The sequence below is a fragment of the Tahibacter caeni genome, from assembly GCF_024609805.1.
In the GTDB taxonomy this organism is placed as follows: Bacteria; Pseudomonadota; Gammaproteobacteria; order Xanthomonadales; family Rhodanobacteraceae; genus Tahibacter; species Tahibacter caeni.
The window spans coordinates 1-15131 of record NZ_JANFVR010000014.1 but is presented as its reverse complement, the minus strand read 5'-3'; the positions used below and the strand labels follow the sequence as shown (position 1 = coordinate 15131).

The following is a 15131-nucleotide window of genomic DNA, read 5'->3' as shown; positions in this document are numbered from 1 at the left end:
AGGTCCATAGGCCGCTGGACGGGGCCGCACTGGGCTCCGCGGCGGCGGAGCCGGGCCATTGCGGCGCAGGCGGCGTGAAGGCGATGGCAATGCGCGCGGCCGCTGCCAAGCGCCGGCGAATGGGTGCGCCGCAGCATCGACGGCGGCGCTGCCGTGGCCGGGCCCGGGCCCTGCATCGGGCGTCCTGCGCCGGCCTGCCGGCGGCGGACGGTCCGCCGCGCATTCGGACCAGATACGCAAGACGAGCAGGAAAGCTGACATCGCTGATAACGCAGGGGAAACGGCGTCAAACCGGCGGCGTCCTGGGTTACCATCGCCGCGGGGAAACACTGATGAGCACTGAGCAGGCGCCTCGCGTCCTGCCCACTCGGAGGATGCTGCGATGGGGAGCGCGCCGTTTCGCTGGATGCTGGCCGGCTTTTGCCTGGCCCTGACCGCCTGTAGCGGCGGCAGCAACTCCGGCAGCACCGTCGGGACGGCACCGCCGCCGACCAATCCGGGCACCGTGGACTCGGGCTGCAGCGGCAACTGCGGCAATGCCCAGTCCTTCCTGACCGAGGACGACGTGCGCAAGGTCATCGCCCAGGGCGTGGCCGAGGCGCGCGCCCAGGGCAAGCCGGCCACGTTCGTCGTCGTCGACCGCGTCGGCAACGTGCTCGCGGCCTACGCGATGGCCGGCGCGCCCCCGTTCGTCCGCGTCAGCTCGGGCCGCGCCGTCACCGGCGGCCTCGAAGGCCTCGACGTGCCGGCCGAATTCGCGGCCCTGGCCAAGGCGCTGACCTCGGTCTACTTCTCCTCCGAAGGCAACGCGTTCACCTCGCGCACGGCCGGCCAGATCGCGCAGGAGCATTTCAACCCGGGCGACCGCACCGCGCCTTCGGGTCCGCTGTTCGGCGTGCAGTTCTCGCAGCTGCCGTGCTCGGACATCAGCGCGCGCTTTGCGGGCAGCGGCACGAACGCGGGCCCGCACCGCTCGCCGATCGGCCTGTCGCCCGATCCCGGCGGCATTCCGCTGTACAAGGCCGGCGTGCCGGTCGGCGCGGTCGCCGCGGCCGGCGCCGATCCGTTCTACAGCCTCGACGACAACGCCGGCGACCGCGACCGCAATCTCGACGAATACGTCGCGCTGGCCGCGACGTATGGCTTCGCCGCCCCGCAGGACCGCCGCGCCGACCGCATCACGGCCGGCGGCCTGAGCCTGCGTTTTACCGATGTGGAATTTTCCGACCTCGCGCGCGACCCGGCCACGGCGCCGGCCTTCGCGAACCTGACCGCCGCCGACGGCGCGCTGCTGCGCATGCCGGGCTATGCGGAGCCGGTCGTGCTGCGCGGCCTCGCGCTCGGCACCGTCGAATCGGGCATACGCCCGGACACGACCGACTATCCGGGTCTCGACGCGTTCGTGCTCGACGACGGCACCGGCACCAACCGCTATCCGCCGCGCGCCGGCACCGACGGCACGGCCGCGCTGACCCAGAACGAAGTCCGCACGATCGTGCAGGAAGCGCTCAAGGTCGCCGCGCGCACGCGTGCGCAGGTACGCAAGCCGCTCGGCTCGCGCGCCGGCGAGACCGTCGTCGTCGTCGACACGAACGGCGTCGTGCTCGCGCTGGCCCGCTCGCGCGACGCGCTCGTCGACGCCGTCGACGTGACCACGCAGAAGGCGCGCACGGCCGCGTTCTTCTCGGGCACCTTCACCGCAACCGACATCGCGACCACGGGCAACGCGCGCTACCTGCGCGCCGGCGTGCCCACCGGCAACCAGCTCGACCTGTTCACGGTCGCCCAGAGCGCGCCGAACGCCTACGTCGGCCAGCTGCGCAATTTCCTCGGCCTGCCGACCGCCTGGAGCGACGGCCAGACCGCGTATTCGCTGCGCACGATAGGCAATCTGTCGAGGCCGTTCTATCCGGACGGCGTGCCGGGCACGCCGCCGGGTCCGCTGAGCCTGCCGTTCGATCGCTGGAGTCCGTTCCAGGACGGCCTCGAGCTCGATCTCGTCTACAACCAGATCGCCAATCACGTAGCGTTCTACCTGAACCAGAAGGGCCTCGCGCTGACGCTCGACGGCAACCCGCTCGTGCCGGCGCCGACGCCGGGCAATCCGACGCCGCTCGCCGACGTCGGCACGAACTGCACCGGCATCCCGCGCCTGCCCAACGGCATGACCCTGTTCGGCGGCGGCTTCCCGATCTATCGCGGCAACACCCTGATCGGCGGTGTCGCGGCCTCGGGCGACGGCACCGACCAGAGCGACCTCGTCGCCTTCCTCGGCCTGCACAACGCCGGCTCCAGCCTGAACACCGGCGTCGGCAACGCGTCGATCGCGCTGCGCGCCGACCGCCTCGTGCCGCTGGGCGCGCGCCTGTCCTACGTGCAGTGCCCGCAATCGCCGTTCCTCGATTCCACCGCGCAGTACGTCTGCGAGGGCAAGTGACATGCGCCGACTCCGCCTGCGTCCGCTGGTCCTGACTCTCGCCGCGGCGTTCGCGCCGGCGGCCGCCCACGCCGACACGAGCGCGATCGGCCTGCACTGGCTGGAACTGACCCAGCTGCTGCCCGCGCCGACCTACGATCCGCTGGCCTCGGAAATTCCGCGCCGCCGGCCCGGCCATCCGTACGAGCGCTGGACACCCGAGGCGCTGCAGAACCCCGACAACGTCGATCCGGCGCCGGTCGACCAGGCCGGCGAGTTCATCCCGGTGCCCGACCGCTGGCGCATCATGGAAGCGCTCGGCTTCAAGCATCCGTGGTACGACCCGTACAACCAGAACACGCTCAAGGCCGACAAGCCGATCCACGGCAAGGACTGGTTCCTGAACCTGCTCGGCGTGTCCGACACCCTGATCGAGCCGCGCAGCATCCCCACGCCGGCCGCGCCGCAGGCGCCGAGCGAACCCGGCACGAACGACACCCTCGGCGACGTGAACCAGCTGATCGCCGCGCAGACCTTCATCGCGAGCGCGGTCTATTACAAGGGCGACACCACGTTCAAGCCGCCCGAATACGAGTTCAAGGCCACCCTGGCCTTCAACTACAACCGCGTGCACACCGAGGAAACGCGCGCGCTGACGGTCGATCCGACCTTCGGCGAGACGCGCGACGACGGCTTCGTCGGCCTGCAGGAGCTGTTCTTCACCTGGGACTATTCCAGCGAACGCCCGCGCTACGACTTCGACGACCTGCGCGTCGGCATACAGCCGTTCTCGAGCGACTTCCGCGGTTTCCTGTTCCAGGACAACCAGCCCGGCATCCGCTTCTTCGGCACGCGCGACTCCAACCGCTGGCAGTACAACCTGGCCTGGTTCCGGCGCCTGGAGAAGGACCTGAACTCGGGCCTCAACGACGTGACCGAGGGCCTGCGCAAGGACGACATCTTTGTCGCCAATCTCTATCGGCAGGACTTCCCGTTCCGCGGCTTCACCTCGCAGGCGACGATACTGCACAACCGCAACCGCGAGACCACGCCGTTCTACGATTCCAACGGCTTCATCGTGCGACCCGCGGCGATCGGCCGCGAAGCGCCGCGCGAGTACGACGTGACGTATCTGGGCTACAACGGCGACGGGCACATCGGCCGCGTCAACCTGACCGTATCGGCCTACTACGCGATCGGCGACCAGTCGGCCGGCGTGTTCATTGCGCAGGGCACCGACATCCGCGCGGGCTTCCTTGCGGCCGAAGCGTCGATGGACTTCGACTGGATCCGCGCGCGCCTGTCGGCCGCCTACGCCAGCGGCGACGACGATCCGTTCGACGACCGCTCGACCGGCTACGACGCGGTCTTTGAAAACCCCATCTTCGCCGGCGCCGACACGAGCTACTGGATCCGCCAGAACGTGCCGCTGATCGGCGGCGGCGGCGTGGCCATCTCGCAGCGCAACGGCCTGCTGCCGGACCTGCGTCCGTCCAAGGAACAGGGCCAGTCGAACTTCGACAATCCCGGCCTGCGCCTGGTCGGCATCGGCGCCGATTTCGACCTGACGCCGCAGTCGCGCCTGTCCGGCAACCTCAACGAACTCTGGTTCGACAAGACCGAGATCCTCGAGACCGCGCGCAACCAAGCCGGCATCGGCCGCCACATCGGCACCGACGTCTCGGTCGCCTGGATCTGGCGCCCGTTCGCGACACAGAACGCCGTGCTGCGCCTGTCCGGCGCGGCGCTGGTGCCGGGGTCCGGCTTCAAGGATCTCTACGGCGACCAGAAGTCGCTGTACTACACGGTGCTCGGCAATCTGATCCTGACCTACTGAGGTGACTGCCATGGGGAAGACGGTCGGGATTTTTTCGATCACGGGTGGGCGTGATGTTGCTGCGTCTCGGCGGGTGGTGGTGAGCGACGGCGAAACCCATCCCCACCCATGCCCTCCCCTTGAAGGGGAGGGTTTTTCACGCTTTTCTCTCGGGGCGTGGCGAAACCCGTCGAGCCGGCCACTAGAAGCGAAGCGCGCCGCATCGGTTCCGTACCTTCAGCCGAAGCGCGCCATTGCAAACCCTCCCCTTCAAGGGGAGGGCATGGGTGGGGATGGGTTTGCCTTTGACTTCAAGACAAAGCGCGCCGACAAACCGTCCTCGCATCGCTCATTCCTGGCCATAGCAACAGCCACGCTCCTCGCACTCCTGAGCCCCACCCTCACCCACGCCTCCGGCGAACCCGAAAAAGTCGAACGCACCTACGTCACCGCCCCGCCCGCGCCGGCCTTCCAGACCTGGGAACAGGCCGATGCGAAATCCGCTGGCTGCGTGTCCTGCCATACCGCGTCCGACCGCAAGACCATGCACGCGAGCCCGGCCGTCGTGCTCGGCTGTACCGACTGCCACGGCGGCGACCCGACCGTGTTCGGCAGCAACCCCGCCGTCGCCGAAAGCGCCGCGCCCGGCAAGAACGGCGACAAGCACGCCGACATCCCCTACTCCGACACCGCCGGCGGCGGCGCACCGCGCAACTACAGCGCCGGCTACATCGCCGCGATGGACAAGGCGCACGTGCTGCCGCAATACCCCGAGCGCTGGCCGAACAGCGCGAACCCGCCGCGCAGCTATACGCATCTGACGCAGGAAGCCCCCGAGTTCGCGCGCTTCATCAACCCCGGCGACCTGCGCATCGCACGCGAGAGCTGCGGCGCCTGCCATCTGCCGCTGATCCAGCAGGCCGAAAAGAGCCTGATGGCCAACGCCGCGATGTTCTGGGGCGCGGCCGCGTACAACAACGGCATCCTGCCGTACAAGCATTCCATCCTCGGCGAAGCCTATACGCGCGACGGCAAGCCCGCCGCCGTGTCCAACGGCATCGAGAACGACGCGGCCATGGACGCCGCCGGCATCCTGCCGAAGATCAACCCGATGCCAGCCTGGGAAACCGTGCCGCCGGCCGACGTGTTCCGCGTGTTCGAGCGCGGCGGCCGCAACATCGGCAACCTGTTCCCCGAAATCGGCGTGCCGAGCGAAACCGGCGCGATCCAGCGCCTGGAAGAACCGGGCCGCCCGGACCTCAAGCAGTCCAACCGCGGTCCCGGCACCGGCAGCCGCGTCGCGATCCCGGTACTCAACATCCACAAGACGCGCTTGAACGATCCGTTCACCTGGTTCCTCGGCACCAACGACAACCCCGGCGACTTCCGCTCCTCGGGCTGCTCCGCGTGCCACGTGATCTACGCGAACGACCGCGACCCGCGCCATTCGGCCATCCATGCGAAGTACGGCAACATGGGCATGAGCGCGCAGGTCGATCCGACGATTCCGAAAGGCGAATCCGGCCACCCGATCAAGCACGAGTTCACGCGGCAGATCCCGACCAGCCAATGCATGATCTGCCACATGCATCAGCCGAACATGTTCATCAACTCCATGCTCGGCTACACCATGTGGGACTACGAGTCCGACGCACCGTTCATGTGGCCGGAGAAGCAGCACTACCCGGACGACGAGGAAATCTTCAAGACCCTCGCGCGCAATCCCGAGGAAGCGGCGATCCGCGGCAAGTGGCGCGACGTCGATTTCCTGAAAGACGTATCGCTGCTCAATCCGCAGCTCAAGGACACCCAGTTCGCCGACTACCACGGCCACGGCTGGAACTTCCGCGGCATCTACGCGCGCGACCGCAAGGGCAACCTGCTCGACGCGAAGCAGGAAAAGATCGACGACAACGATCCGGAGAAATGGAAGAAAGCCGTGCATATGTCGTCGATCCACGTCGACGTCGGCATGCAGTGCGTGGACTGCCATTTCTCTCAAGATGCGCACGGCAACGGCTATCTGAAGGCCGAAGTCATGGGCGGTGTGGAGATCCAGTGCCAGGACTGCCACGGCACCGTCGATGCGTTGCCGACCTTGAAGACCTCGGGCCCGGCCGCACCGAAGGCCGGCCATGACCTCGCGCTGATCCGCAACCCCGACGGCAAGAAGCGCTTCGAATGGGTCGGCGACCAGCTGATCCAGCGCTCGGCCGTGACGCCGGGCCTGGAATGGACCATGAGCCTGACCAAGGACGTGTCCAACCCGGCCTCGCCGAACTACAACGAGAAGGCCACGCGCGCGCATGCGATGTCGCGCGACACCGCCAAGCAGACCTTCGGCGCCGACGTGCCGCTCGACCAGCGCGCGCACGGCGAAGACAAGATGCTCTGCTATTCCTGCCACACCTCGTGGACCACGAGCTGCGGCGGCTGCCACCTGCCGATCCAGGCCAACGCGCAGACCGAGCGGCACAAGTACGAAGGCGGCATCACGCGCAACTTCGCGACCTACAACCCGCAGGTCGCGCGCGACGACATGTTCTTCCTCGGCGTGCACGGCGGCATCAAGGACCACAAGGTCGCGCCGGTGCGCTCGTCCTCGGCGCTCGTGCTGTCCTCCACCAACATCAACCGCGAACGCATCTACATCCAGCAGCCGCCCGTGTCCGCGGCCGGCTACTCCTCGCAGGCCTTCGCGCCGCACTACCCGCACACCGAGCGCAAGACCGAAACCAAGACCTGCACCGACTGCCACCTGTCCAAGGACAACGACAACAACGCGATACTGGCTCAAACGTTGCTGCTCGGCACGCGCTTCGTCGACTTCGTCGGCTTCAATGCCTGGGTCGGCGGCGACGGCGAAATCGGCGCCATCCGCGTGACCGAATGGGACGAGCCGCAGGCCGTCATCGGCAGTTATCTGCAGCGCTACGCCTACCCCGACTGGTACGCCAACCACCAGAAGGCCGGCCAGCGCCTGCAGGAAGCCTACGAACACAACGCCGGCACCGCGCAATGCATCCAGCTACGCGGCGAATACCTCTACGTGGCCGAAGGCACCAAGGGCATGCGCGTCTACGACGTCGCCAGCATCGCCAACAAGGGCTTCTCCGAACGCATCATCACGGCGCCCTCCTCGCCCCTGGGCCAGGACACGCACATCGCGAGCAAGAACGCGACCTGCGTACAGCTCGCCACGACCCAGCCCGTCTCCTACGCCCGCAACCAGAACGCGCGCAAGATCGAGGCCAACCAGGAACAGGCGATGCACGCGATCTACAAATACGCGTTCATCACCGACGCCGAAGAAGGCCTGATTGTCACCGACATCGATACGCTGGCCGACGGCGAATTCCGCAACAACTTCCTGACCCGCGCCGCCACGTGGAACGACGGCGGCGTGCTGACCGGCGCCAAGCACCTCGCGATCGCCGGCACCACGTTCTACGTCGTCACGAACAACGGCGTCGTCGTGCTCGACATGGACGACCCGCTGAAGCCGCGCGTGCTCGCGACCGTACCGATCGCCAACGCGCGCGCCGTGCAGGTCCAGTTCCGCTACGCCTTCGTCACCGCCGCCGACGGCCTGCACGTCATCGACGTGACCAAGCCCGCCGACGCGCGCGAAGTGCCGGGCGCATTCCTGCGCCTGTCCGACCCGCGCAAGCTGCACCTGGCCCGCACCTACGCCTACATCGCCAACGGCGCCGAAGGCCTCGCCATAGTCGACATCACGCGGCCCGAACAGCCGCAGCTCTACGAGATGTTCAACGCCGGCGGGAAGCTCAACGACGCGAACGACGTCGTCGTCGGCACCACGAATGCCTCGCTGTTCGCCTACGTCGCCGACGGCAAGAACGGGCTCAAGGTGATCCAGCTGACCAGCCCCGAGTCGCAGCCGAAGTTCTATGGGTTCAGCCCCGATCCGAAGCCGCAGCTGATTGCGTGGCGCGAGACGGCCAAGCCGGCGTTGTCGCTATCGCGTGGGCTGGAGCGCGATCGCGGTGTCGACGAGACCGGGCATCAGATTGCGATCTTTGGGCGTATCGGGTCCAGGCCGTTTACGTTGGAGGAGATGCAGAGGTTGTATCTCGATGCGGATGGGAAGCCTTGGGGGGTCAGCGATGCGGTACCCGCGAACACAGCGCGCCCCAAAACCACCGAGTCAAAGCGCCGTCCTTGACGGATAACCGACATCCCGAAAAGCACAAAAACCCTCCCCTTCAAGGGGAGGGCATGGGTGGGAATGGGTTTCAGCCGCACCGCCGCAACACAACTGTATAGGCAGCTCCACGACTGACCACATTCGCAACCCCATGCGAAACATCCCCCAACCCCTCTACGACCGTATTCTCGTAGTCGCCCTGCGAATCGCCAACGCCATAGAAGCCGGCAACCCACGCGCGCGCCGCGGCGCCTACCGCCGCCTGCGAACACTCCACCGGAGCCGTCTTGGTCAGCCAGATCCGTTTCTTACCGAGACACTGGCCGATTTCACGACGGGGCCGCGGGCCGCTACAAAGCTGTATCGACTCGCGATCGCCCAGTCCTCCGAGTTTCCCGACGAAAGCCTCCATACTAAGCAGATAGGGCTGGCGCGAGCGCTGCTCGATACAGGCAGATCCCCTGAGGCTGCAGCTCTTCTTCAAACGGCACAAATTACAGCGACAGAGTAAAACGATACATCTGCGCTTGCGGAAATTGACGCACTGCAAACTGCGTCAAGCCAAGCCAAGTGACCCGCCGACTACCGAACGAGCGGTAAAGGTGGACATGGCAACTTGCATTGAACGCCGCCGAGTCCTATTGTCAGCCGCACGCCCCTATCCGACATCAACCGGCGCGGGCGCAAGACAATCGGGGTTGCGTTTCGACTTTGCCATACAGGGGGCGGGTCATGACTGACGTTTCGATGTACGACGTTGGCTTTCATGAGCAGACCTACGTCATTGGAACCGTAGACCAAGACGCCACTGCGGCGCCGGATAGCGCGAATTGCGCCGAACCCGCCAACATCCCGCCCTTGCCGTTGTCCCGGAACGAGGCTGCAAGAAAGGTTCCGGCCAGCAATAAACAACCGACGCACCTGATCCATCGCTACGCCTTCATCACGGATAGCGAAGAAGGCCTGATCATCACCGACATCGACACTCTCGCCGATGGCGAATTCCGCAACAACTTCCCTGGCCCGTGCGACTACGTGGAACGACAGCGACGTGCCTACAAAATGTTCAACGTCGGCGGAAAACTCAACGACGCGAACGGCTTCGTCGTCGGCACGACCAACGCCTCGTTGTTCGCCTACGTCGCCGACGACAAGAACAGACTCAAGATCACACAACTCACCAGCCACAGCGCAGCCGGAGTTCTACGAGTTCTACCCAGATGCGAAGCCGCAGCTGATCGCATGGCGGGAGACGGCGAAGCCGGCATCGTCGCTATCGTACCGGCTGGAGCGTAACCGCGGTGGCAATGAAACCTGGCATCACAGCGATCTTCAGTCGATTGGGGCCAAGCCGCTTACGCTTTCATGCATGAGATTAAACCCGATATCAATTCAGCACGACCCGACCAGTCATGAAGTGAAGCTTTTTTCACGCATTCTCCAAGTCTAGAGAAAATTTAAACGAGGGAAATACGAAGAAGCACTGGCGAGTTACGCTGTTGTTCGCAATGCCGTGCCCCCTTCTCTTATCAACTTAATCACTTGTTAAGCACGGAGAGATTGGTTATCGAAGGATACAAAACATTGCCCAAGTGATGCTTCTCGCTGGAATCGAAATAATATTTGCACTATCAACAGCGGCGACCCACAGGTTCCCCCTAAGCCAAGACCCAGCGATCGAGCGCCGCTTTTTGCATCTACGACGCACTGAAATATACAACCAAACTCTGTTCCTCGAACAGGCCACTAATTTCGGCAGCTACTTCAAATGACAAAGCACCTTGAGACTGTAGGACTATCCCGCGAGCTCGCACTTCAACTCGTAGAAGGAGTGCTTGAAGGCGACTACCATTTACTGCTAGGCGCGGGATTTAGCTGCTCAGCTATTTCAGCAAACAGCGGAGAAACTTTACCAACCGGCTGGGGCCTTTCAGAAAGAATCAACAAAGACTTCTCTTTGGGTTTCTCGGAAAGCGAGCTCGGCAACCTAAAGGAAGTGTACGAAGATGCTATCCATAGCGAAAACTGCGGCAGGAAAAGACTTTCGAACTACCTCAAAAGCATCTTTCTAAACACTGTTCCCACTTGGCACTACAAGGTATTGAAATTTCGGTGGGCTAGAATATGGAACCTAAACATAGATGATGTGCTTGATAATGCTCAAAAGAACCCCTTGTGCGACTACAGAATAAACGTCACAAATTGGCAAGACAGGCTCAAAGCTGATGTTGCTGGAAGTACCGAAATTCAGGTAATTCACCTGCACGGCAGGGCGAAGCTCCTAGACGAGGAACTGAGAGGTTTAATATTTTCGCTAGAAGAGTATGCTGGCGCGCTTCTCGGACATGGCAGTTGGCACTCAGAATTCTGGAGCAACTGGTATCAACGACCGTTCCTAGTGGTCGGAGCAACTCTACGCGAAGAATTCGACCTCGAAATTGCATTGGAAAGAGGCACCAACTCTTATGAGGCAACCGGCCGAAGCACAATTGCGGTGCTGAAATCCGTTGATTCTCGCCAGCGAAAAAAATTAGAGCGGAGGAATATTGCAGTAGCTGAATGCTCAGCAGAGGTGTTCTTTGAGGCGCTTCAGAGCGACTTGGATCAATTCCTCGTAGAAAATCCTGGGCGATCGGCTGGAGCACTTAGCACTGCGACTCAAATATCGTTTATTCAACAATTCGACACGCTTTCTTTGACTGAAAATCGTCAAAGGAATAACCGAGATTTTTTTGGCGGAGATGAACCTACATGGCAAGATATTCTTGCTAATAAGGATGCATTTCTTCATAAAACTGAAGAAGCAAGTGAATACCTGTTCGAAGACGCTCAAGGTACTACCGACCTGAGGGTCGCCTTGCTCTCCGGCTCCCCCGCGTCTGGTCGCAGCTCCGCATTATTCCGACTTGCCCGAGTCGCCATTTCGCACGGCAAGCGTCCCTATATTTTTCGTGAAGAAAAGTCAATTGATACGGAATCCATCGCCACCTGGCTCGCAGCGAACCCGAATTCGATACTCATTTTTGACAATGCCGGTGACTTTGGAGAAGGCATTGGAGATCTTCTAAAGAAAATTGAAGCCCACGGAACGAGAGCAGTTGTAATTCTGGCAGAGCGGGACGCTCGAACCGAAGCGCTACGATCCGACCTCAACTTTGATGCAAGAATCTTTGTGTATCGAACTATTCATCGAAACGATGTTGAAAGAGTCAGGGAGCGTCGACTCACTTTCGGCCGCATGGGGCAGGCAACGGAATGGAGCATTAAGGAGTGGAGGGATTTTTTTCTAAAAGACCATAGTGGAGACCTCTTTTCCAGCTTAAGCGCTTTAGAAGGTGGCGGAGGCTTTCGTCGCAGGATGGATCAAGAGTATCAAAGGCTTACAGGTACGCTAACTACATCACAGGTTAATGTCCTTGCTGGAGCGGCCCTCACGCATAGACTTGGCTACTCTCTACCGACGGCGATTGCAACTCAGCTCATGAAAGGAAGCGGGCAACAAGGCGATCTAACCAAGGATTTCAGAGAGATTTTCGGGGACATCTTAGTTGTTGACCGAAACGGATTTCGTCTGCGCCACCGCCAACTTGCAGACCATTTTGTAAAAGACTATTTGAACATTCCACTAATTTATAATGTAACAAAGAATATCGCAGCACTGATTTCGCCACTTTTGAACCCTCAAGTAATGGGAAACCGCACATACTCATATCGGTTGCTAAGAGCAATGATGGATCGGCGCGTTGTTCTCGCACTCTTCGGGCAGAACACGCGAGCAGCTAGAGAGTGGTATTCGGAACTGAGCACGCACTATTCTTGGAACGGGCGCTATTGGGACCAACGAGCACTTCTGGAAAGTGACGCAGGAAGCCATGATACAGCGTACTCTTTCTCGAAACGAAGCGTTTCGCTCCACAGACACGCTTTTTCTCTAAACACGTTAGGAGTCGTCAGATGCCGCGCGGCGGTTCAGCCCAACATAACACCAGACGACGCGTGGGATTTTTTCTCGGAAGGCAACGCCGCCCTACTTGATAGTCGAAGCAACCCGGGATCCGGAGAGTTACGTGAACATCCTTACATCACGTTTTTTACCTACGCACTTCAGCTAAGAAATTTACTGAAAGAACGCCCCAGCTTTCGAAGCAAACTCGCGAGCATGTGGGAAGATTGGATGCACTCTGCGGATCGAATTGCCACCAGCCAGAGTTCTTTTGAGAATAAGCTCCGAGACTTCCGAAGTGACTGGCTCCGTTTTTGGTAAGGTTGGAGCGGGTCCATACCCCTCAACCGATACCAGCCGAAAGTAGAGACTGACGCTGCTGCCACTGTCGCTTGAAGGCCATCGGAGGCAGGTTGCCGATGGACTGATGAGCGCGTTGCTCGTTGTAGATGGGTAGCCACCGCTGCGTTTCCGCGCGCACGTCGGCCAAGGTCAGGAAGCAGTTCGCATCGAGCACTTCGACGCGGAAGGTCCCATTGAATCGCTCGATGTAAGCGTTCTGCGCCGGACACCCCGGCTCAATGAAGTGCCAGGTGACTTCTTTGGCACGCGCCCAAGCCTGGACGCTACGAATCATCACGGGCTTGCCGTGCCATTCGCATAGCTGCTCAAGCACCCGAACCACACGCGAACCACTGAGGCTGAAGTCGATCTCTATGGCCAGCGCATCGCGCGCGTAGTCGTCAATCACATTCAGCGCCCGGAATGCTCGGCCATTGGCCAACGCGTCGTGCATGAAGTCCAGCGACCAGCAGGCATTGGGTTGCAGCGGCTGCAACAAAGGTTGCGGCTCGCGCTCGATCGGCCGCCGCCGACGCCGGCGACGCAAGGTCAGTCCCAGCGCGCTATAGAGGCGCCACGTCCGCTTGTGGTTGATCACATGGCCCTCCTGCCGCAACTGCCGGTGCAACTGTGGGCAACCCCAGGCCGGATGCGCTTCGGCCAATGCCTGCAGTCGCGACTCAACGCAGGCGTCATTCACGGTCCGACCGCGCAATTGCCGCCGCTGGGTCACACGCGGCTGCTGCGTGATACGGCAAGCTCGCCGCTGACTGATCTGCTTCTCATCCATCGCCCAATCCACCGCCGCTCGGCGCTGCTCGGGCGTCAGAACTTTTTTGTCAGCATCTCCTTGAGGATCGAGTGGTCCAGGCTCAGGTCCGCGTACAGACGCTTGAGCCGGGCGTTCTCCTGTTCCAGCTCGCGCATCCGCTGCAGGTCGGACACCTCCATGCCGCCGTACTTCGATCGCCACTGGTAGAACGTCGCTGCGCTGATCCCATGTTTGCGCGCCACTTCCGCCACGGACACACCGGCTTCCGCCTCCTTCAAGATCGCCGCAATCTGCACTTCGCTGTACTTCGACTTCCGCATGAGACTCTCCTTTGCCGAGAGTCTCTACTATTCGGTGGCTTCACTTTAAGGGGGATGGACCGTTGCCGATGGACTGATAAGGGCATTGCTACATCAAGTTGTGGCTGCGTGGGTCGTCGCGATCAAACTTACTTGGAAAATGTTTGGTATAGTGCCAAGGCATGAATTCGATTGCCCAGTTCATGAAGTAGCTTATGGTGACGAACATTGGAACTACATAGAAGAGCCAGGAAGAACGGGGAAAGTCAATCGCAACACTTGCCAAGTAGCCCCCGACAGGCACCGCGGTGATTAGTACGAACCCTACCACTCTCGCAATTGCGTAAAAAAAGAATATCCAGCTTTCCGGCCTGGGAAGATATCGAGACTTCCTTTTGATGATGAGCATGTTCCCGGTGGGATATCCATTGACGTAGTGTGGAAAAACTTTCTCGAATTGCTCGGTTACAGCGATCTTCTGTGTTTCAGCGTTTCGAGTTGCTGAGAGACTGCCAAGCCAAAGCAAGATCACCGGACCAAGCACGAGCTGAAGAATTCGAGCGAGATCTGTGACCTCGACTTCGAACTTCATCCCTATGAAGCTGACGGAGGCTTTGTCTGGAAGAGTTACCTTGCCGACAGCGAGCGGCGTCTTTAGAAGCTTGCTGGCCTCGACCTTAAGCCGCTCCACTAAGACAGCGGGCTTTTCTCTTACCTCCGGAATAGTGATCTCGTTTTCAACACTGAGGCAGTCGATTTCCCCGATTGACATGGGGACTTCCCTCACTATTTTTCGAATTTGCTGATGAACAAGGAATTGCTCCAGCCCATAGGACCAATGTCCTGGCTCTGCCCTTTTCGGATCCCAAGCGGATTCGAGTTTGTCTAGATTCGCTTCGAGCGCTGTAGCGTATTTCGACAAGCACGAGCCGCGCACTCGATCTATTGCGTTTGTACCTGCGTAGGAAACTAAAAGGACGAGAATTTCGGCAACCGCAAGTGGTGCAGACACCATAAGCAGTCGCTCATACCGCCGGCCAAGATTACTCTCGCTGACATTTGTAAAGAACATGGCGAACCCCCTCTTTTGCAATACGCACGGAATACTACCGGCCGATAACAGATTCAGTTAGGGAAGGTCTGAACAAGTCCGCCCCATTGTGCTGAGATAGTGCCACTACCCGACGAGGACCGCGCGCGATGGACCAGATGAGCTTTGGCGACGGGGAGTACGCGAGCAAGCGCAAGCGGACACGCCGGGAGACGTTCCTGGCGGAGATGGAGCAGGTGATTCCGTGGACGATCCTGTTGAATCTGATCGAACCGGTGTACCCGAAGGCGGGGAACGGCCGGCCGCCGTATCCGCTGAAGGTGA

The 15131-nt window shown here is 61.4% G+C and carries 9 protein-coding genes; 6 read left to right on the top strand and 3 right to left on the bottom strand.

All coding sequences use genetic code 11. The annotated features are described in order from the left end of the window. The first annotated feature begins 382 nt into the window (after nucleotides 1–382). The 5 genes from NON22_RS02490 to NON22_RS02470 all read left to right on the top strand — a co-directional run bounded on the left by NON22_RS02490 (nucleotide 383) and on the right by NON22_RS02470 (nucleotide 12664). Nucleotides 383–2437, top strand: a complete 2055-nt coding sequence (locus tag NON22_RS02490; RefSeq protein WP_257385316.1) for a heme-binding protein — start codon at nucleotides 383–385, stop codon at nucleotides 2435–2437. Nucleotide 2438: 1 nt separating this feature from the next. Continuing rightward, the gene (locus NON22_RS02485) at nucleotides 2439–4253 is read left to right on the top strand and encodes a hypothetical protein (RefSeq protein WP_257385315.1); all 1815 of its coding nucleotides are present in this window, start codon (nucleotides 2439–2441) and stop codon (nucleotides 4251–4253) included. A 490-nt stretch (nucleotides 4254–4743) separates the two neighbouring features. Then, complete coding sequence (locus NON22_RS02480) at nucleotides 4744–8418, top strand: hypothetical protein (RefSeq protein WP_257385314.1); 3675 nt, start codon at nucleotides 4744–4746, stop codon at nucleotides 8416–8418. 714 nt (nucleotides 8419–9132) lie between these two features. Beyond that, nucleotides 9133–9696, top strand: a complete 564-nt coding sequence (locus tag NON22_RS02475) for a hypothetical protein (protein WP_257385313.1) — start codon at nucleotides 9133–9135, stop codon at nucleotides 9694–9696. Between the two features lie 472 nt (nucleotides 9697–10168). Further along, entirely contained in the window at nucleotides 10169–12664 is a 2496-nt protein-coding gene (locus NON22_RS02470) for a P-loop NTPase (protein ID WP_257385312.1), read from the top strand. 22 nt (nucleotides 12665–12686) lie between these two features. Here the strand turns inward: NON22_RS02470 and NON22_RS02465 are convergent, their stop codons facing one another. The 3 genes from NON22_RS02465 to NON22_RS02455 form a co-directional block, all read right to left on the bottom strand. Next, the gene (locus NON22_RS02465; protein WP_257385311.1) at nucleotides 12687–13475 is read right to left on the bottom strand and encodes an IS3 family transposase; all 789 of its coding nucleotides are present in this window, start codon (nucleotides 13473–13475) and stop codon (nucleotides 12687–12689) included. Nucleotides 13476–13510: 35 nt separating this feature from the next. Continuing rightward, nucleotides 13511–13777 carry a transposase gene (locus tag NON22_RS02460; protein ID WP_257385310.1) on the bottom strand — a complete coding sequence of 89 codons (267 nt, stop codon included), beginning with the start codon at nucleotides 13775–13777 and terminating at the stop codon, nucleotides 13511–13513. Nucleotides 13778–13865: 88 nt separating this feature from the next. Further along, nucleotides 13866–14828: a hypothetical protein gene (locus NON22_RS02455; RefSeq protein WP_257385309.1), complete on the bottom strand. Its 963-nt coding sequence runs from the start codon at nucleotides 14826–14828 to the stop codon at nucleotides 13866–13868. 128 nt (nucleotides 14829–14956) lie between these two features. On the opposite strand from NON22_RS02455, the gene NON22_RS02450 reads away from it, so the two are divergent. Further along, on the top strand, nucleotides 14957–15131 hold a 175-nt coding region (locus tag NON22_RS02450; protein ID WP_484600496.1), incomplete at its 3' end, for a transposase.